Genomic DNA, 19,761 nt, shown 5'->3' on the forward strand with positions numbered 1-19,761 from the left:
TCCTTTAGCACCTGACGGGGCGCGTCTTCCAGAAGTAGTTGTGCACGCCGCGGTCGTAATAGAGTTTCCGGAATGTCGTCTCGACCTCTGTACCGACATCCAGCTTCGCGCCGCCGCGGTCGGTCATATCGAATATGCCGCGTCCGCCGCCGACCCAGTCGATGACCGTTACGGTGGTGGGCGGATCGTTGCTGTCCGCGAGGTTATCCTCGGTGTAGGTGAATATCTTGGCCTTGCGGCCGGAGAACTTGTAAGGCTCCATCTGGTCGATGGCCTGGCAGTCCACGCAGACCCTGAGCGGGGTCAGGTAGCCGTAGCTTCCGCCCTGGCTGAACTGCGGGGTATTGCACGCCTTGCACTTGACGCCGTACAGCGCGAGGGCGATCCTCTTGTCGCGCCTCAATGTCGACAGAGATGTCGGCGACTGCTCGGAGCGTCTCGCCTTCTCCAGCGGCACTATTTTGCGCCAGCGCAGGTAGCGGTCGTTATTTTCGAGCATCTTCTTGGCGGCCAGGTGTTTCTTCACGCCGCGCCGCGGTGAAAGCTTGGTTATCGCGTCGGTCACCTGCAGTATGAAGGCGTCCACGCCGTTGTTGTAGCTGGCCCAGAGGATCTTGTCTCCCGGCTTGGCCTCTTCCAGTGCCGCCACCAGCATCATCGTGGCATGTGCCGCGCCGATGTTGCCGACGGTCGCGAACAGGTTATCCTGAACCTGCTCGTCAGCCAGCTTCAGCTGTTTCGCCATCTGAGCGTGCCTTCTGCCCTCAAGGGTCGTATCGTACACGACCTTGGCGAAGTCGGCGGTTTTCATATCGTATTTCTTTAGAAGGCCCTTGATCCCCTTCTCCAGGATCTCTGAGTAACCCTTATCGTAGACCATGCGGTCTTCCCATGAGCGGATAAACTGCTCGCCCTCCGGGCGCCATATCCCCGAGAACTCGTCGGAGATATGATAGCTGCCCTCTATCGTCGCGATCACGTTCTCGCTGCCGATGAGTACTGCCGCCGCGCCGTCACCCAGCGCCATCTCGAAGTCGCCCGCCGGTGCCGCCATGCGGTGGTCCGATGTGGTGACCAGGATGTTCTTGACCGATCCCGCCGCGACCGCGTCGGCCGCGCAGGCGAACGCGGATGTGCCCGCCCTGAGCGTGTCGGTGACGTCCATGGTGCGCACGTCGTCGCGCAAATCGCAGGCTACGGCCAGAATACTGGCTCCCAGCCTCTCCATATACGTCTGGGTGGTGGTGGCAAAAAATAAACCGTCGACTTTCTTGGGGTCTATACCCGTCAAACAGTCGGCGGCTGCTTCCTGTGCCATTGTTACGCTGTCTTCATCGAAGTTGCAAACGGCGCGCTCACCCGGCATTTTCGCGCCGCCCCAAGCCTTGTAGAAAACATCGCGTGACATCCGGTACAGGGGTATGTAAGCGCCATACGAAGTTATTCCTACTGCCATACTTATCCTTTCTTTAAAAATTAGACAAAGTTGATGGGGAATTGCCCAAGGAGACAGTATACAGTAAATACGATTCGGGAGTCAACTCTGACGAGGGGGATAATATATTATTGAAAACGGTGGATACCCCCTGGAATCCCCATTGAATCTCGAGGTAGGACGAACACAGGGGTTCGCCCCTACAAAGGGGGAAACGATGATCGAACTCCCTGTCAGTCCCCCATACGTTGGGGTATTGCGTAAGGGCTTGATTAATCAAGCCCTTACAGCGGATCGGGGCGCCGCGGCGATCGTGTAGGTGCAGGGTCGTCCTGTCCGAATAGTAAAGGGCGCGAAAACCGCGCCCCTACAACATACCTCGCAACTGTCATTGCGAGGAGGCTTTCCGGAGAAGGTCGACGCGGCAATCTCATCGTCTCTCAGGCCGTACATTCTGTAGATTGCTTCGTCCTTCCACAGGTCAAATTTTGCGTAAGGACTCGCAAGGACAACGGGCGTATGGCCATACGCCCCTACATCGGGCCACATACGAATGTCGAACCCCCCATTTTCAAAAAACAATCTTCGTGGTATCATTACGTCTCGGCCGGGCTCCGGTTCAAACGGAAAACGGTTTCCGGCCCCTTTCCGGGGCCCATTCCGTCGGCAATCGAGCCGCGGCGCTGAATATAGCAAACCGGAGGAAATCATGGGAAATCTAACTAAAAGGGCACAGTCCATCAGTCCCTCCCCCACGCTGGCCATCACCGCCAAGGCCAAGGCCATGCAGGCTGAGGGCATCGATATAATCGGTTTCGGCGCGGGAGAGCCGGACTTCGATACGCCGGAGCATATCAAGCAGGCGGCGGTAAAGGCGCTCTCGGAAGGATTCACCAAGTACACACCCACCGCCGGTATGCCGCCGCTGAAGAAGGCCATCTGCGACCGTTTCAAGGCGGACAGCGGCCTGGAGTACGATCCCTCGCAGGTCATCGTCTCCTGCGGCGCCAAGCACAGCATCTATAACATCGTGCAGGTCCTGTGCGAGGCCGGCGACGAGGTCATCATCCCATCCCCCTACTGGGTCAGCTACCCGGAGATGGTGCGCGTGGCTGAGGCTACCCCCGTCTTCATCGAGACTGCGGAGAAGGACAGCTTCAAGATAACCCCGGCATCGCTGTCGAAAGCCATCACTAAAAAGACCAGGCTGCTCATACTGAACAGCCCGAGCAACCCCACGGGGCAGGTATATTCGAAGAAAGAGCTCGAAGCTATCGCCAAGATCGCAGTCGACAAAAATATATGGGTCGTTTCCGACGAGATATACGATAAGCTCGTTTACGGCGGCGTGGAGTGCGTGAGCATCGCCTCGCTCAACCCGCAGATCAAGGCAAAAACGCTGGTGGTTAACGGCGTGTCGAAATCGTATGCCATGACCGGCTGGCGTATCGGATACGTGGCCGGCGACAAGGAGATCATCGGCGCCATGTCCAACCTGCAGGACCATTCGACGTCGAACCCCGCCTCCATATCGCAGCGCGCCGCGCTGGCGGCTCTCACCGGCCCGCAGGACGAGGTGAAGAAGATGGCCGCCGAGTTCGAGAAGCGGCGCGATTACATGGTGGAACGCCTGAACAAGATGCCGGGCATCTCCTGCCTGCTGCCGCCGGGCGCCTTCTACGCCTTCCCCAACGTGTCCAAGCTGTTCGGCAAGTCCTACAACGGCAAGCCGATAAAGGACTCGATGGGATTGACGGAGCTGCTGTTGACCGAGGCCAAGGTGGCGGTGCTTCCCGGAATCCCGTTCGGCGCGGATGGCTATTTGAGGCTTTCCTACGCTACGTCGATGAAGAACATCACGGGCGGGATGGACCGCATCGAGGAGTTCGCGAAGAAGGTGAAATAGCGTCGCGATTCATATTGTCGATTAAAAACAGAGAGGGGAGCCTGAAAAAGGCTCCCCTTTTTAATTTGGAACTGTCATTGCGAGGAGTCCTTCCCCGCTAGGAATATACGGAAGGACGACGCGGCAATCTCGATGATTATCAACCCCCTGGAATCCCCCAATCTTGGGGGATTTAAAATAAGAATAGGGGACACCCCTAAGACCCCGTCAGGAGACTTTGTCTCTTGTACCTCTGTTTTGACCTGTCATTGCGGGGAGCACCGCATCGGCGGATTGGAAATCCGCCCTACCAGGGCGAGCACAGGGGTTCGCCCCTACTTGTTGATATAGCTATCGAGGCAGGACGGGCAGTAAACCTTGTCGCCCAGGCCGGTGTGGCACATCTCGCAGACGCCGCACCGGCAGATGCTGCAGAAGGCAACGGCGCCGCGGGTCTGATGAAGAAAGCACTTCACGTCGCTGCCGACGGCCCCGTCCGCCGCGGCAGCCTCCTTCGCTTCGGTCCGGCCTGCCGGCCCCCGCGGCACTTTAGCCTGCGCATGGCGCTCGCGCAGCGCCAGCAGCCTCCTGTTCTCGGCCCGCTCGCTCTCCAGGAGCTCTTCCTGTGTCGCTTTGTACCTCTCGAATTCGGCCCTTTCGAACTCGAGAAGTTCTTCCTGTTCCGCCCTGTACTGCTCGAACCGGGCCTTCTCATCCCGGATTATAGCTTCCTGGATCGCCCTGTACTTGGCGACATCGGCTTTATCGCTAACGGCTTCACCGCAGGCCGTTACCCCCTGCTCCGCCCCGGGCCTTTCCAGCTCGGCTTTCAGGCTGCCGAGCGCCGCCTCCTGCTCCGCCCTGTATTTATCCAGCCCGGCCTTCTCGCCGGCGATGAACGATTCATATTCCGCACGGTATTTCTCGAACTCCGTCTTCTCTCTGCTTATTATCGTTTCCTGCTCCGATTTGTAGCGCTCGAAACGTGCTCTTTCCTCCCGGATCAGCGCTTCCTGCTCCGCCCTGTACCTGGCGATCTCGTCCTTTCCATCCCCGATGAGCTTCTCCGCGTCCGCTTGCAGCCTTTCCAGCTCAACCGTCAAGCCGTTCAGGCGGGCATGCTGTTCATCCCTGTACCTCTCGAATCTGGCTTTTTCCCTGTCGATTATCGCTTCCTGCTCGGCCTTGTATCTGTCGATCCCGGCCTTTTCCTCCTGTATTATCGATTCCTGTTCCGCCCGGTATCTCTCGATCTCCGCTTTCTCCCCGTCGATAATCGCCTGCTGCTCGGCTTTATACCGCTCGAACCTTGTCCTTTCGTCCTGGATTACGGCCTCCTGCTCGGCCCTGTACCTGGCGATCTCGTCCTTTGCCGCCCTTGTGCCCTGCTCCTGCATGTCTCTCAGCCTGTCCAGTTCTATCTCTATGTCCTGAATCTTAAAGGGCACCCGCCCTTTGCACTGGGGGAAACGGTCGCAGACATAGAACTGCTTGCCGGTATCCGGGCCTTTCAGCACCGTTTTGATGGTGGTGGAGCATCCGCAGATGGGGCACCTGATAGAACTGGTCAATGCGCAACTCCTGTAAACAAGGATGTCCGTATCAAATAAGGGGACGCGTAAGGTTAATATAATTTAATGCCCGTACGGAACTATGTCAAGCAGGGCGGGGGTTTCCTTTGTTCAGGGCTGGCCGGGCAGCTCCCGCGGCGCCTGGCGGCTCCTGTCCTTAGCCCTTTCAAGCTCCAGGAGCGTCTCCTCCGCCGCTTTATACTGTTCGAACTCGGCCCTCTCGTCCGCGATGGCCCTGTCATGCTCCGCTTTGCGTTTCTCCAGCGCGGCCTTCAGGTTGATTAAGCCTTCCTCGTACTTCGCTCTGTATTCCTCGAACTTTTCCTTCTCCCCGTCGATCAGCGCCTGCTGCTCCGCCCTGTACCGTTCGAACGAGGCCTTCTCACCCGCGATTATCTCTTCCTGCTCCGATTTATACTTCTCGAATTCGGCCTTCTCCGCCTCTATCGTCGGCGCATTTTCCGCCAGGTACCTTTCAAAATCGGCCTTCTTCCCGTCGATTATGGCTTCCTGCTCGGCCCTGTATCCGTCGATCCCGGCCTTCAGGCTTTCCATCTCCGCCGTCCGCTCCGATTTATACATCTCGAACGCTTCCCTGTCGCCCTCGATCAGCGCCCGCTGCTCCGCCAGGTACTTCTCAAAATCGGCTCTCTTTCCGTCGATTATGGCTTCCTGCTCGGCCCCGTACCCGTCGATCTCGGCCTTCTCGCCGTCGATGCGCTGCTCCAGCTCCGCCTTGAGCCTTGCGAAGTCGGCCTTCAGGCTTTCCAGCAGCGCATCCTGCTCCAATACGGATCTCTCGAATTCAGCCCTTTCATCCTCGATCATGGCCTGCTGCTCGGCCCTGTACTTCTCAAAATCGGCCTTCTTGCCGTCGATGACGGCTTCCTGCTCGGCTCTGTATCCGTCGATATCGGCGTTGCCGCCATCGATGCGCTGCTCCAGCTCCGCCCTGTGCTTCTCGATCTCGGCCTTCTTCTCTTCGATGACGGCTTCCTGCTCCAGCCTGTACTGCTCGAAGTCGTCCCTTTCCTTCTGAATCGCCTCCTCCTGCTCCGCCCTGTACGTCTCGATCCCGGCCTTCTCCTCCTCGATGGCTTTCTCGCGCTCGATGCGTTTCTCCAGTTCCGTCTTGAGCTCGACGAAGACGACTTTCAGCCTTTCCACGTCCGCCTCATGCTCCCGCTTGTCTTTCTCGAACGCTTCCCTGTCGCCATCGATCAGCGCCTGCTGCTCCGCCCTGTACCCTTCGAACCTAACCTTCTCGTTTGAGATAAGCTCTTCCTGTTCCGCCCTGTATTTCTCGAACGCGGCTTCCTGCGCCCGTATTATGGCTTCCTGCTCGGCCCTGTACTTTGCTATCTCGTCCCGCGCGGCCTTTTCGGCCTGCTCCCGCCGCTCCGCCGGCCCGGCCGGTTTTGCGGTTCCGCCACGGACCCGGCCGGACGTCTTCCCTTTGCATATGGGATAGAGGTCGCAGACATAGAACTTCTTGCCGGCATCCGGGCCTGTCTTAGACGTTCGTATGGTGGTGGAACATCCGCAGAGGGGGCATCTGATATCGCTAGTCAATTCGCAACTCCTTTAAATAAGGCTGTCCGTATGAGATGGGGGAGTGGAAGGTTTATATAATTTAATGTACGTGCGGAACTATGTCAAGCGTAACGCATAAGAAGGTGAAATAGACGATCGATATTGGGTCGATATTGGCAAATGACGAGGGGAGCCTGTGTGGACTCCTTTGTTATTTTATTTCGGTGGGTTGTAAACCCACCCTACATCTAGAACAGCTTTTCGATGAGGGTTTTTCTATCCATCTCAAGATAGGCGGCAACTTCATTCAATATGCTGCTGAGAGTGCCGATCTTCAGTGGGTTGTGTGAGGGGATCGTAATGTGGTGTTCCGCGCCTTTTATAGCAGAGGTCAGCCTTATGTGACTGCCCGTTTGCCGCGTTATCTTATATCCGTACTTATCGAGTACCCGGGCCAGTTCCTCGCCGTCGATGTCCCTGGGGAGCTTCACGCCGGAATGACCTCGTCCTTAACGATGTGCAGACGAATAATCGGCGGTTTGTGCGTTTTATCGAAGTGGCAGCGAACGGCATCCTGTGTCATCGCTTTAAGCTCTTCCAAACTCTCCGCCTCGGTGAAGATGCCGTGGTCAAGAGCCTTAGCGGTGAATCCGCCTTCGGGGTCTTCTTCAACCAGGAATATTATTTCCTTATCCATAACACGCTCCGGTTACAGGATTGTATCATGTTTATACTCTTTATGCATACTACCATGTCAGCGGGTTGGAAACCCTCCCTGCGGTTCTCCTGCAACGTTGTTGGCCCGCGGGGATTCTGCCAACGAATAGACATAATCTTTACTAGTGGTTGATAACGTATTAAAATGGCACTCACAAGGTGGTCACTCCGGGTATCATAAATAACTTAAAAGGAGGTAGTCAGATGGCAAGGATCGAAGAGAGCGTGGAGATAAAGCGTCCGGTCGAAAAGGTGTTCGCCTATACGATTGATGCAAAGGATTGGTCAAAATGGCTTTCATTTATACCGGAAGCAGAGCAAACGTCTCAGGGTCCCATAAGTGTCGGCACCACATTCAAAGGGAGCAGCCGCTTGATAGGCCACACTAACAATTGGACAGCAAAGACCGTGGAATGCGAGCCAAATAAGAGCTTTGGTGCAGATACTACCGGCCCGGGCATTATCATGAAAGAGCACTACACCTATAGCTCCGTGAATGGAGGCACAAAGTTTACCATCGTGTACGATATAAGAATGTTCGGGCTCTACAAGCTGTCATCGCTAATGGTGATAAGCAACATGCGCAAGGAGTTAAAGAATAGCCTCATCAACTTGAAAAGCATTCTTGAGGCGCAGGCATAGAGCGCTGATATCTTTTTCTGCTGTTGAAGGTGTTCTTCACCTTCAACAATACCCGCCGCTTTCGGCGGGGTGAATCCTTCCATACAACGTTGATCATGGAAGGGCACGTCGAGCATTAGGAGCATGAAGAACATCACGGGCGGGATGGACCGCATAGAGGAGTTCGCGAAGAAGGTGAAATAGGCGGCGTTGAGGCGAGTCAGCATTACAAATGACGAGGGGGGGGGGCAAAGGCGCCTCTTTTGTATTTAGGGGACTACAATCCTAACCGAGCCACAATTTGTTGACAAAAATACCAAACCCAGCTAAAGTATCAGCAAGCTAACACATATTTAACCCATTTAGTTAGACAGCGTACAATGGCAAAGCCGAGACATTTAGAAAAAGCACCTATCACAGAGGCTGTGATTGATTTCCGTGCCAATTTAACCCGTGACTTCAACCTTGATAAAATTAGCTCGCTAAAAGAAGAATTATTCAACGAATACCCCAATTGTAAACCAATAAAAGTCAATGAGTTCATATTCGGTTTGGAGGGGGATCAGCCTATCAAGAAAAACCTTGAGCAACTAGTTGGTTACCGTCTTGAGACACAAGACGGTAAGAACGTTGCTCAATTCCGATTAGATGGATTTACCTTCAGCCGCCTAGCACCATATACAGAATGGAAGAAGGTTTTTGGTGAAGCAAGACGACTTTGGGAAATCTATGTAGCTAAAGCATCTCCAGAATCAGTAACAAGAATAGCCACACGGTATATTAATCAATTGCGCCTCCCTTTTTCAACTAGCGACTTTTCACAGTATCTCACGGTTCCACCAATAATACCCGATACGCTTCCCAGAATAACGAATTTCCTTATTAGAGTCAGTATATGCGAACCAGCGTCAGATATTAAGGCAAATATAACCCAGGCATTTCAGATGGGTACTGATCCTAGTGACCATGTTATAATTATCCTAGATATAGATGCCTTTAAAACAGGTAGTTTTGTTGTAACTGAATCTGGAATGTGGGATACATTCGAAGCTCTACGTAATATGAAGAATCGCATCTTCTTTGAAATGATAACTGAAGATACAGCGAGGTTATATGAAGTGTAATTTAGATGATAATATAAATCCTTTTGCAGTTCAAAAAGACTATGGTGTAAGTGAAGATGCCAGCAGTTTGATTAGACGCTTCATGGATATATTTATTGATTCTATTGATTCTCGCAGAACTATCACAGTTTCTGATCGCTTCGACAAATTCGAAGAAGCGTTCAATAGTATCATAGAAGAATGCTCAGATAACAACTGGAACGGCTACAACGCACGGCCTGTAGACACAAAATCCATTACCCAGGCACGTCGTTTCTTGAATAATCTACCACTCTCTACTCCTCTCCCAGATATCTCAATAGATGCAGATGGAGAGATAACCCTAGAATGGCATGGCGGTCCTCATAGAGTATTATATTTGAGTATTGGCGCAAACGGGCAGATAAACTATGCTTGTATAGTTGGTGCTACTACGTCAAAGGGGATAGAATTTTTTGAAAATGAACCGCCTGCAACGATTTTACACAACATTAAAAAGGTTCATCAGTAAAAGCTGCATAGGACCTCAGACACTCCTGACTCGATTTATCTTAAGCAAACAGGCTTATAAAAAAGATCGAGTATTGCCAGGAGCTTTTACAATCAAGGAAAGCGAAACTGAAATATCAGTTTTTCGTATTGATGGATTATCAGACAACGTTATCTGGGAAATCGGAAAGAACTACATTATACCTCGTCGTCCTGATCGTCATATCCATGCTCGAGCCGATCTAGAAGCATTAGCAATCATGGAGTTAGGATTAAAGATAAGGCCAGACAATAATCCTGCACGACATACTTTAATTACTAATCTTCCTAAAGAAAAATATGAACGGCAAGAGATAGCGATAAAACTTTCAGAAGCCTCTAGATTAATTCTCCCTTCGCCCCCACTTAAGTAGAAATGTTTGCTGATATTTCTAAATTCTCATAAATCCGAAAATCTCTAAATGAGGTAGATATGGAATCAGGCAACGATAAGCCGATTGATACTTATTCTGATAGCGTTAAGACACTACTAGAGGAATTTGTCGCTTCATTAGAAAACGTCTTTGCTAGGCGCTTCACCAAAGCCGAGCGGGTTGAAATAGAAGCACAGCTAAATGCGCTACAGTTGTCAAGCATTATTAAGTATGCACAACGTGTCGAAGAATTGAAAACCAGTGGTGATATTGTGCAGTTTGCCAAGGTGTCTAATGAGTTTATGAAGGAACTAATTCCTGGCATTCCTTCTAATGTTTCTGGCTTGGAGCATATACAAAAGACACTTTTTAAACCTACCAGCATAAAGTTGGCATATGTACGGGAATCAAGGTATAGTGAATATCTCGAAACTATATCCAAGGTAATTAATGACGAGATTAGTTCAAAGCCGAATGAAGTCCGTTCGTACCTATTTTCAGTTGATAAGGTGGAAATTGATAACTTAGCCTGGATTCAATCATTGACTGTTGAACTTCATGGAATAATTAAAAACCTATCTACAGATAGAAAACGGTTTTCACGACAATTAGCAACTAGGTGTATTTCGGACTATAGTAAAATGTCAGGTCTATATGAGAGGTTGATAGTCTTTGTTGCTGGTTTCGTCTCCATAAAATCGCCTAGTCCAACAGAATATATTAAATTTAGGAAGCAAAGTCTGGCTAAGAATATAGATATTGTGCGAAATAGTCGTCTGGATATTCTAATACAAGATTTCGATAAACTAATACGAAATTCTATCGTACATAAATCTTATAAGTTCAATCCTAATACTGGAGTTGTAGATTTCGTTGACCCAATTAGTGGAGATGCGGAGTCGCTGTCTTATCAAGCACTGTTCAAAAAGACTAGAGACCTGAGTTGCCTTTTATTAGTGTTATGCCAATTTAAAGGTCTAGCTGAGAGTTCTATTATTATGTATCTCGATTCTCTCACGAAAGCCAACAGAAGTGACTAATAGAGCCCTAAATTTCTTGTCAGGGAGCTAAGGAGAGTCTTTCTCCTATTCCGGACGTCGCATCACCAGCAGTGAAACCTCCGCGCTGAAGACCAGCTTCCCCTTCTGATTGAACAGGTCGTTCCTGCACGTCACCACACCGCAATCCGGCCGCGAACCTGACGGCCGGGCCTCCAGGCAATGACACTTAAGCGAGATCTCGTCGCCGGGGCGCACGGGCGCGTACATCTTTATATTTTTCCATCCCAGCCCGCTCAGGGCGGCCACGTCTTCATCCACGTGGTGCGCCAGCCATGAGACCATGCAGACAAGATGGGCCGGGCAGGCCGCAACGCCGCCGGAGTTCGCCGCGGTAGCGGGGTCGGTGTGGAAGGGGCGGGGGGCCCAGCGGCGGCCTACCTCGATTATCTCCTCCTCCGTGACGCGGTAGGGCTCATGGGAGGCGTGTATCTTGCCGGGCCAGTAGTCCTTCATGTAGTACATATCTTACAGCTTCTATTTTTATCTTATTATCTCATAGATTTCATGTCGGGTGGGCCGGCATGTACTGACCTAGGTCGGGATGGTACATTCGGTATGTATTACCTGCGTAGGGGCACAGCATGCTGTGCCCCTACATCGTTTCCCTAAATATAAAAAGGCGGTACAATTTGTGACCGCCTTACAGATTCCCGGTCGAGTAGCTTAAGGGTTTTTTCCCTGTTCCGGCCGGCGCTGCAGCAGGAAGGAAACCTCCGCGGTGAAGACCCTCTCGTCCCGCTGGTTGTACAGGTTGTTCTGGACCGTCACAATGCCTATGCCCGGCTGCGTCTTTGAGGGCCGTGACTCGATACATTTGGCCTTCAGGGTTATCTTATCGTTGGGACATACGGGCGCGTGCATCCTGATATTGTTGCTGCCGAGCCCGGCCACGGCGGCCGTGTCGTCCTCCATGTGGTGGGACAGCCAGGACAGTATGCAGAAGAGGTGCGCCGAGCAGGCGATGACGCCGCCGAAGGGCAGCTGCGCCGCGGCCGCGGGGTCGATGTGGAAGGGGCGGGGGTCCCAGCGTCGGCCCACCTCTATTATCTCCTCCTCTGTGACCACGTACGGCTCCACGGAAACGATGACATTGTCGAGAATATAATCTTCCTGGTACCACATAACTTTACGCCCCTGTTTTTTTGTTTTATTATCTCACAGATTTACCGGCGGCGGGATGGCGATGGTTTATCAACCCCCTGTATCCCCCAATCTTGGGGGATGTAAAAAAATAGTTAGGGGACACCCCTAAGACCCCGGCCCCGATTTATCGGGGCACCTCTGTTGCAGCCTGTCATTGCGAGGAGTCCTTCCGAATTGCGGAAGGACGACGCGGCAATCTCGGCATCAACACCCTACAACATATCCCCGGGGGCGAGGCGACCTCGCCCCTACATCGCGTCTCTAGAAATCCTGTGTCTTCAGCCAGTTCAGGGTGATATTGAAGGCCTCATCGGCGCTGAAGATGGGCTGGTAGCCGAAATCGCGCGTCGCCTTGTCGTGCACGAAGGTGGCGTCCACACAGGTGCAGTACACGGAAAACCTGTTCAGGTTGGACTTCGAACTGAATTTCTCTATGACCCATGCGAGGGCATACGCCAGTCGGTAAGGTACGGCTATTTTAGGTGTGGGTATGCCGAGCGCCTCCAGGAACGGATTCATAAAGGTGAAGAAATTCCCCGTGTCATGATCGGTGATGAAGTAAAACTGGCCCGCTACGGGAGAGCCGGGATACAGGTGCTCGGCGGCCAGTATGTGGGCGTGGGCCGCGTTGCCGGCGAAGAGGTGGCTGAAACATGCCTTGCCGTCCCCCAGGCGTATGTTGACGCCGTGTTTGGCGTTCTTCACGATGTTGGGCAGGTGATATTTATCGCCGGGGCCGTACATCCCGGTAACGCGAAGGGAGCAGGTGGACAGGGCCGGCCCGTTGGCCGCGAGCACGGCCAGTTCCCCCACCATCTTGCTCCAGGCGTATCTGTTCATATTCTCCGGGCGGGCGGGGTAGGGTGCGGATTCGTCGGCAAGACGATGGGCACACACGCCGTCCAGAACTACATCCAGGGTGCTGGTATAAACAAGCCTGGGTATCCCCAGCTGCAGGCAGGTATCGATGATGATTTTTGTGCCTGTCACGTTGGTGCTCTCGTATATATCCCGCGGCAGCCTGGGGTCCCACACGGCGGCGGCGGCATGGAAGACCGTGTCCACGCCTTCGCAGGCCTTTCTCACGGCCGCGGCGTCGCGGACATCGCCAACCATCACCTCGGCGCGGTCGTTCTGCGCTTTTTCGATATCCAGGATGCGGACGCTCGCGCCCTTATCCAGTAGCTGGGAGACGATGGCCCGCCCCAGCATCCCCGCGCCTCCGGTGACCAGGCAGACCTTCGGTTGTGACGGACTTGAGCCATGCGCTGTATTCATGCGATATCCCTCCATAATGACATTCATCCGCGAATGTGGAATCTGTCGCTCAGTAAATCCTCTGGCCTCTTCCTATAGCTATGCCTTCAGCTTGATCTCAGGGTGCCTGGCGGCCAGCATGCGCCGCATGCCGTCACGCCACTGGACCCGGCATCCCCCCGCCATCTCCTTGCGCCGGGCGTTATCAACCACCACCGTCCTGGCCGCAAGAGGGTCGTCCGGGGCCTCCTTGAACTGAACCTTCAAACCCGCGATATCCGCCATGTAGGAACAATAGGTCCGCACATCCACGGCCTCGTCTCCGCCCCAATTGACGATTACCGCCGGGACACCGGCTGCCGCCAGTAGCGCACCGACATGGTTGTGAACATCCTCTTCGTGGATCGGGTTGCACAGCGAAGCGCGGTTCGGCTGAACAGGCACAGGCATGCCTGCTTTCATCCATTCAAACTGCCACGCCGGCAGGCCCCCGTAACCGCCGTAGTACACGTTCATCCGGGCGATGGTGGTGGGCAGCCCCAGTTGTCGGGCGGCGAACCTGGCCACCGCCTCTTGCGCCGTCTTCGATATGACATACGTTGGACAATGCGCCGCCTGCGGGCCGTTAAGAGGGTCCGTCTCCCTGACGGGGTGATTGGGATCCTGCGGCAGCTCGTAGACCGCGCAGCTCGACATGATGAGCACCCCTTTTGCCTTGCGGCAGTGCGTCATCAGCAGGCCGGTGCCCTCGGCATTGACGCGAAGAGCTTCGTCGAAGTCCAGACCTCCCTCCTGGTACACGGCGAAGTGGATCACGTAGCTGAAGTCATCCGGCATGTTCCCATAGTCCGGCCTGGCCAGGTCCATGACGCGCGTGTTCACTCCCGCCTGCTCCAGCTGTTTTTTCTTGTCTTCATCTCTGAAGATGTCCAGGCCCCAGACCTCATTCTCCCCGGCCAGATGTAAAGCCAGAGGGAAGCCAATCTGGCCCGTCAGCCCCGTGAACAGAATCTTCTCACCATTCAGGCTTTTCATTGTCAACTCCTTTTATATCGCCGGCCTACAGTTATGGATCGGTTGATCGATATTAACGATATCTAATCGAGTTATTGCGGCATGACGTTAACCCCCGATTAACTTCGAGATAGGGCGAACACAGGGGTTCGCCCCTACGGAATATACCGACGCGGCAAATCTCTATATTCAACCCCCTGTATCCCCCAGTCTTGTGGGATGTAAAAAATAGTTAGGGGACACCCCTATAACCCCGTCAGGAGACAAAGTCTCCTGTACCTCATATCTTGGTTATCGCACGTAGGGGCTTGATTAATCAAGCCCCTACAACACATCCCCCAGGACGACGTGGCGTTCTCGACATATCCCCACGCATTGGTCACCGGGTAGGGGCACGGCGCGCCGTGCCCGTCGAGTTCCCCCTCTTTTTAGAAGAGGGGGATAGGGGGTGTTCTTCTTTAAAATATCTTCCCTCTCCCTCCGCAGGGAGAGGGTGTGCAGGGTGAGGGCCGTACACGTCATCCTCATTGAGAATCAACCCCCTTTATCACCATACGTCGGTCACCGTGTAGGGGCGACCGGCCGGTCGCCCCTACGGAACCATCGTTTATTTCTCCAGGTAGATATCCCAGACGCAGGCGGGCTCGTCCTTGCTCTGGCGCGGCGGCAGCTTCACCGGGACCCACTTTATCTTGGGGTCGAACCAGTCGGCGGAGCGCTGGTTGTAGGGTATGCAGACCCGTTCGCAGGCCTGTTTCAGGAGCTCCATGTCCCCGTGCTTCTCAAAATAGTCCAGCGCGTGGCACTTGGTGATGGTGTATCGGCCGTGCTCTTTGTCGAAAAGCTCGCAGTCGATATGGAACAGTCCTCCCAGCGAGGCGCTGGTCTGCACATACTTCATCACGGCTTCCACGTCGGCCTTTTCAATGTTCAGTGCGCCGCGGGTGCGCATGACCTCACCCTTGGTGCCGCCCTCCCATACGTCGATGTGGTACTGCCACGCCTGCTTGTCTCCGTACGTTTTTCGCATCAGGCCGAGCCATAACCCGTCGATGCCGAGGTAGTCCCGGCACGCCGCCTGATAAAGCCGGATCAGGGCTTCCTTGGAGAAATCTTCCAGCTTGATGTCCTTTTTGAACGGGCCGCTGTAATCCTGTAGATCTGCCATTTGATACCTCCTGATTTTTTATTTGGATGCTGTTACAGCTTTATTATCGCAGTCATCTAATCGTCATATATCTCGTATCTTATTTCCGTCATCACTTCACAGGTTCTTCGTCGGGTAGCCCAGCAGGTCTTTGACCACCTTGAGCGTCAGCATGATCTCGTAGCCGGCGATGCCGTCGACGGCGCCCAGTTCGCCGCTGATGAAGCCGGACAGCTCATCGGTATTGCGGAAGACGCCCCAGGCGATCAGGTCGTAGGGGCCGGTGGTCAACATAGCGTAGTGCACGTTGGCGTATGAAGCCAGCTTATCGGCCACGGCGTCGAGCATGCCGGGCATGGTCTTCATGCCGATCATGGCGCGGACGTTGTAGCCCAGGGCGCGGGGGTCGGCGATGGCCACGATCCTGATAATGCGCTCATCGAGCAGGCGCTTGAGCCTGCGGCGCACTGTGGTCTCGGAGGCATCGAGCTTCCTGGCGATGTCGGCCTGCGGCTGCTGCGGGTCGCTCTGCAGTTCGCGGATTATCATCAGGTCCAGCGCGTCCATGCCCGGTATCGATATCCCGTCCTTGGGAAGCTCGTCCGGCGTCATGAAGCTGAACGAGGCCTTGACCATCTTCAGCCCGATCATGGTATCGACGGCGCTCACGCCCGCGACGGCGCCGAGGCGGTTCATCATGAAGTCAGAGAGCCTATCGGTATCGGAGAAGACCGCACCCATGACGATGTCGTAGCGGCCGGCGAAGATTATCACGTTCCGCACCTCGGGCACGGAGGCCATCTCCTCAGCTACCGCTTTGACACTGTCCGGCAGCACCTTGAGGCCGAAGAGTACGCCCATCTTATAGCCCGCGGCCACCGGGTTGTGCACCGGGACTATCCTGACCACCTTTGTATCGAGCAGCTCCTGCAGGCGGTGCTGCACGGTGGAGCGGCTCCTGCCCAGCTTTTTAGCCAGATCGGTCGTCGTCTGCGTGGCATCCAGCGCCATCTCGCGCAGCAGCATGAGATCGAGCGGTTTTATGTCGCGGTGAAGCTCTTTTACCATCTGCCCCCCGTTGCGCCTATTTTACCATAAAAGCCGCATTTGCAATAGCTTTTTATCGTTTCCGCCACGATTTTAGTATCTAATTCGCATTTCCGCCACCATTAGCCGTCGTAATCCCGGTCGAACAAGGAGCGTCGCAATGATGGAGGCCGGTAGCAGGGGCACGGTCCTTCCAAGACAAGGCTGGTTGGAAGGATGCCCCTACGCATCGACGTATATAGAAAAGGGGGATCCATCATAGATTCTCTTTTTATAGATCGACATTACGTTTAGCGGAGGCCTTGATTCGGGTTAACACTGAGCTTATAATGCTGTAGCTAATGGAATACATTACAGCAATGAATAAGCCGGGCGCCTGTCCTTACGAATGATGTCGGACGGGCGCTCCTGGGAATAGGAGACAATCATGGCAGCAAAGAAGAACGACAGGGCGATAGAGAACGAAGGGACGTTTAATCCCGATTCGATAGAGTCGCTGCGGGCCGCCAACGAGCTGTTCACGCAATTCATGCGCCGCTCCCCGGTCTACGCCTACATCAAGTCGGTGACGCCGACCGAGAGCCGCATACTGCTGGCCAGCGACAATTATCAGCAGATGCTGGACATATCGAACCTGGATATCGTGGGCAAGACCATAGGCGAGCTGTTCCCTGCCGAGTTCGCCGAGAAGATAACCTCCGATGACTGGGTTGCCTTTGCCAACGGCAAGGTTCTGGCGCTGGACAAGTACATGAACGGGCGCAACTATGTCACCATAAAATTTCCCTTCGTACATGGGGATAAGAACATACTGGCGGGCTACATCGTCGACGTGACCGTGAACGAGCAGGCGCAGAAGGAGCTGCGGGAGAGCGAGGAGAACTTCCGCCTCAGCCACGATGAATCTCCCCTCGGGCTCTGCGTGGTCACCGCCGAGGGCGAGATACTCTACGCCAATCGGGCCCTGCTCGACATGTACGGCTTCGATAGCGATGAAGATCTCAAGGCGACGTCGCTGGAGGAGAAATACACTCCGGAGTGCTATGCCGAGCATCGTGTCAGGGAGGAGAGGCAGAGGCGCGGCGAGCAGGTCCCGTCGAACTACGAGATAGACATAATAGGCAAGGACGGACACATTCGCAATATCGAGGTGTTCAGGAAGGAAGTGCCGTGGAGCGGCGAGGTGCGGTTCCAGCTTTTCCATTACGATGTAACCGCGCGCAAAGAGGCGGATGATAAGCTGAGGCGCGGCGGCGAAGAACTGAAGGCGCGCGAGGAGATGCTGCGCGCGGATAGCGAGGCGCTGAGGGCGCGGGAGGAGGCGCTGCGTGCGGAGTCGGAATCGCTGAAGGGGCGGGAGGAGAGGCTGAGAGAAGATAGCGAGTCGCTCAGGTCGGGTGAGGAGAAGTTGCGTGTTGATAGCGAGGCGCTACGTGAGGACATGGAAAGATTGCTCTGCGAGAGGGAAACGCTGCAGGCGAGCGACGAGAAGCTGCGGGAGCAAAGGGAGAATATCAAGAAGGACAGGGGTGCGCTGCGCGCGGACAGGGAGAATTTGCAGGAAGAAATGAAGGCGCTGCGCGAAGAGTCCGATAAGCTGAAGGAGGAGACAGAATCGCTTGGAGTTCGCGAGGAGAATTTGAGGGAGGAGACCGTGGTGCTGCGTACGGGCCGGGAGAAACTGGAGCGTGATACCGATGCGCTGCGTGCGGGCGAGAGGAAGCTGCAGGCGGATAGCGAGTCGCTTAGCGTGCGCGAGTGTACGATGCGCATGGTGTTCGATGCCGCGGGTGCGGCCGTCGCGGTGACCGATATGACGGGGAAGATCGTCGACGTGAACAAGGCCTGGCTGGAGATGTCAGGCTACGGCGACAGGACGGAGGTCGTCGGCAAGAGCAGGCTCGACTTTGTCGGAGAAAATGACCGCGACATGTTTGCTGAGGGGCTGGCGGATGGCGAAGCCCCCGGAACGGGCTCTCCCGTTGAGATGACCATGCTGCGCAGGGACGGCGGCAGATATCTTTGCGAGGTAAGCAGCAGCGTGATGCGTGATGCGTCGGGTAAGGCAGCGGGACTGATTTACGTGGATAGGGACATCACCAAGCGCAGGACGGCGGAGCAGATGGTCCTGGCGTCGCTCGGGGAAAAGGAATTTCTGTTACAGGGTATCAACCGCCAGGCCGGTAACAACCTGAATGCCGTTATCGCGCTCATGGAAATGCAGCGTAGGACGGCGGAGAAGTCGATGTGGAGGCCGGCGCCTGTGATGACGCCTGCATATGTATCCGCCTTTGAGAACAGGATCAGGACGATGGCTCTCGTCCACGGACGGCTGGCTCAATCGACGAACATATCGCTAATCGATGTGCAGGATTACCTCGGAGCGCTGGTCTCCAACCTGCGAACGTCGCTGGAGGTATCTCCTGATATATCATGCTCCGTTAAAGCCGCGGGGATCGCTTTGAAGCCAGAAACCGCTGTTGCCGTCGGGATGGTTGTAAATGAGCTGGTTACCAACGCGTTCAAACACGCATTCCCGGATAACAAGCCGCAGTTCGGCGCCGACAAGTGCGAGGCGTCAGTCTCTCTAGAGAGGAAGGGCGAGGAACACATGCTGATAGTCGATGACAATGGAGTCGGCCTGCCCAAGAGCTTCAAGCTGTCCGCGACGCCTACGCTGGGCCTTCACCTGGTCAAGATGCTGGGTGTCGATCAGCTCGGCGGGAAACTGACACTGAACCGTACACGCGGGACACGCTATGTTCTGAGGTTCAAGGCTTAGTAGCGGGCTCGACATTGTAATCGGGTAGAAAATGCAGGGTCGACACAAATACGACCGGTCGACGGGAGCTAACACTTGAATTCCAGACGATTAAATTCAGAGAATTAAGTGTGTTCTGATGGGTTCCGTTCGGTTTAGTTTGATGCATAGACTACCTCCATTGTGTGATATAATCGTAGAATGGATGAAATAAAGCCCAAAGAAGATACAGAACTTATTTTAAAATCACACCAAAGTAAGAAGGAAAATAACTTACAGACAATAGTTTCTGCAATTAATGAAATAGACCCCGATAAATTAACTAAGGTTGTAGAAGCTGTTGTCGCACCGTTCCATAAAGCATCGAAACAGATGCGGCGAGAAATTATTATCGGTGTAGGAACTATTATGATCATCATCATCGGCGTACTATCTGCGCTTACCTTTATGAACTATATCGAACCAGCTTACCTCATCTTTTTTCTGACAACTGTATTTGGGTATATTATGGGCTTTGTTACTCGATTTTTTATTCACGATAAATAAAGCATCTAACCCCATAAC

The 19,761-nt window shown here is 54.1% G+C and carries 19 protein-coding genes; 8 read left to right on the forward strand and 11 right to left on the reverse strand.

The genetic code is table 11. From position 1 onward, the window contains the following. Positions 1-4 precede the first annotated feature (4 nt). Complete coding sequence (locus WC562_09465) at positions 5-1,456, reverse strand: 3-oxoacyl-[acyl-carrier-protein] synthase III C-terminal domain-containing protein (GenBank protein ID MFA5056374.1); 1,452 nt, start codon at positions 1,454-1,456, stop codon at positions 5-7. A gap of 688 nt (positions 1,457-2,144) precedes the next feature. Here WC562_09465 and WC562_09470 point away from each other — a divergent pair. Further along, positions 2,145-3,341 carry a pyridoxal phosphate-dependent aminotransferase gene (locus tag WC562_09470; protein ID MFA5056375.1) on the forward strand — a complete coding sequence of 399 codons (1,197 nt, stop codon included), beginning with the start codon at positions 2,145-2,147 and terminating at the stop codon, positions 3,339-3,341. A gap of 314 nt (positions 3,342-3,655) precedes the next feature. Here the strand turns inward: WC562_09470 and WC562_09475 are convergent, their stop codons facing one another. The 4 genes from WC562_09475 to WC562_09490 form a co-directional block, all read right to left on the reverse strand. Next, positions 3,656-4,891 carry a hypothetical protein gene (locus WC562_09475; GenBank protein MFA5056376.1) on the reverse strand — a complete coding sequence of 412 codons (1,236 nt, stop codon included), beginning with the start codon at positions 4,889-4,891 and terminating at the stop codon, positions 3,656-3,658. A 111-nt stretch (positions 4,892-5,002) separates the two neighbouring features. Beyond that, positions 5,003-6,463 (reverse strand): hypothetical protein, encoded by a 1,461-nt coding sequence (locus WC562_09480; GenBank protein ID MFA5056377.1) that lies wholly within the window; start codon positions 6,461-6,463, stop codon positions 5,003-5,005. Positions 6,464-6,672: 209 nt separating this feature from the next. Beyond that, positions 6,673-6,915 (reverse strand): type II toxin-antitoxin system HicA family toxin, encoded by a 243-nt coding sequence (locus WC562_09485; GenBank protein MFA5056378.1) that lies wholly within the window; start codon positions 6,913-6,915, stop codon positions 6,673-6,675. After that, positions 6,912-7,121 (reverse strand): 2-oxoisovalerate dehydrogenase, encoded by a 210-nt coding sequence (locus tag WC562_09490; GenBank protein MFA5056379.1) that lies wholly within the window; start codon positions 7,119-7,121, stop codon positions 6,912-6,914. Before WC562_09490 ends, WC562_09485 begins: the two co-directional genes overlap by 4 nt. 224 nt (positions 7,122-7,345) lie before the next feature. Between WC562_09490 and WC562_09495 the strand changes: the two genes are divergently transcribed. The 5 genes from WC562_09495 (at position 7,346) to WC562_09515 (ending at position 10,807) form a co-directional block, all read left to right on the forward strand. Next, a complete protein-coding gene (locus WC562_09495) occupies positions 7,346-7,783 on the forward strand; it encodes an SRPBCC family protein (GenBank protein MFA5056380.1) in 438 nt (145 codons plus the stop codon). Positions 7,784-8,142: 359 nt separating this feature from the next. After that, entirely contained in the window at positions 8,143-8,886 is a 744-nt protein-coding gene (locus WC562_09500; GenBank protein MFA5056381.1) for a TIGR04255 family protein, read from the forward strand. Further along, the gene (locus WC562_09505; GenBank protein MFA5056382.1) at positions 8,876-9,376 is read left to right on the forward strand and encodes a hypothetical protein; all 501 of its coding nucleotides are present in this window, start codon (positions 8,876-8,878) and stop codon (positions 9,374-9,376) included. Before WC562_09500 ends, WC562_09505 begins: the two co-directional genes overlap by 11 nt. Continuing rightward, the gene (locus WC562_09510; GenBank protein MFA5056383.1) at positions 9,327-9,767 is read left to right on the forward strand and encodes a hypothetical protein; all 441 of its coding nucleotides are present in this window, start codon (positions 9,327-9,329) and stop codon (positions 9,765-9,767) included. Before WC562_09505 ends, WC562_09510 begins: the two co-directional genes overlap by 50 nt. 59 nt (positions 9,768-9,826) lie before the next feature. Continuing rightward, complete coding sequence (locus WC562_09515) at positions 9,827-10,807, forward strand: hypothetical protein (protein ID MFA5056384.1); 981 nt, start codon at positions 9,827-9,829, stop codon at positions 10,805-10,807. A gap of 45 nt (positions 10,808-10,852) precedes the next feature. On the opposite strand, the gene WC562_09520 is transcribed toward WC562_09515, so the two are convergent. The 6 genes from WC562_09520 to WC562_09545 form a co-directional block, all read right to left on the reverse strand. Next, positions 10,853-11,290 (reverse strand): acyl dehydratase, encoded by a 438-nt coding sequence (locus WC562_09520; protein MFA5056385.1) that lies wholly within the window; start codon positions 11,288-11,290, stop codon positions 10,853-10,855. Positions 11,291-11,491: 201 nt separating this feature from the next. Continuing rightward, the gene (locus tag WC562_09525; protein ID MFA5056386.1) at positions 11,492-11,950 is read right to left on the reverse strand and encodes a MaoC/PaaZ C-terminal domain-containing protein; all 459 of its coding nucleotides are present in this window, start codon (positions 11,948-11,950) and stop codon (positions 11,492-11,494) included. 282 nt (positions 11,951-12,232) lie between these two features. Further along, complete coding sequence (locus tag WC562_09530) at positions 12,233-13,249, reverse strand: NAD-dependent epimerase/dehydratase family protein (GenBank protein ID MFA5056387.1); 1,017 nt, start codon at positions 13,247-13,249, stop codon at positions 12,233-12,235. Positions 13,250-13,327: 78 nt separating this feature from the next. Continuing rightward, positions 13,328-14,263 (reverse strand): NAD(P)-dependent oxidoreductase, encoded by a 936-nt coding sequence (locus WC562_09535; protein MFA5056388.1) that lies wholly within the window; start codon positions 14,261-14,263, stop codon positions 13,328-13,330. Between the two features lie 586 nt (positions 14,264-14,849). Further along, positions 14,850-15,410 carry a DUF6125 family protein gene (locus tag WC562_09540; GenBank protein ID MFA5056389.1) on the reverse strand — a complete coding sequence of 187 codons (561 nt, stop codon included), beginning with the start codon at positions 15,408-15,410 and terminating at the stop codon, positions 14,850-14,852. A gap of 96 nt (positions 15,411-15,506) precedes the next feature. Then, the gene (locus tag WC562_09545; protein MFA5056390.1) at positions 15,507-16,457 is read right to left on the reverse strand and encodes an Lrp/AsnC family transcriptional regulator; all 951 of its coding nucleotides are present in this window, start codon (positions 16,455-16,457) and stop codon (positions 15,507-15,509) included. Positions 16,458-16,863: 406 nt separating this feature from the next. Here WC562_09545 and WC562_09550 point away from each other — a divergent pair, with 406 nt between their 5' ends. Both WC562_09550 and WC562_09555 read left to right on the forward strand, forming a co-directional pair. Then, entirely contained in the window at positions 16,864-19,218 is a 2,355-nt protein-coding gene (locus WC562_09550) for a PAS domain S-box protein (protein MFA5056391.1), read from the forward strand. A gap of 180 nt (positions 19,219-19,398) precedes the next feature. Continuing rightward, entirely contained in the window at positions 19,399-19,743 is a 345-nt protein-coding gene (locus WC562_09555) for a hypothetical protein (protein ID MFA5056392.1), read from the forward strand. Positions 19,744-19,761: the final 18 nt, after the last annotated feature.

The organism is Dehalococcoidia bacterium (assembly GCA_041649635.1).
Taxonomy (GTDB): domain Bacteria; phylum Chloroflexota; class Dehalococcoidia; order E44-bin15; family E44-bin15; genus JAYEHL01.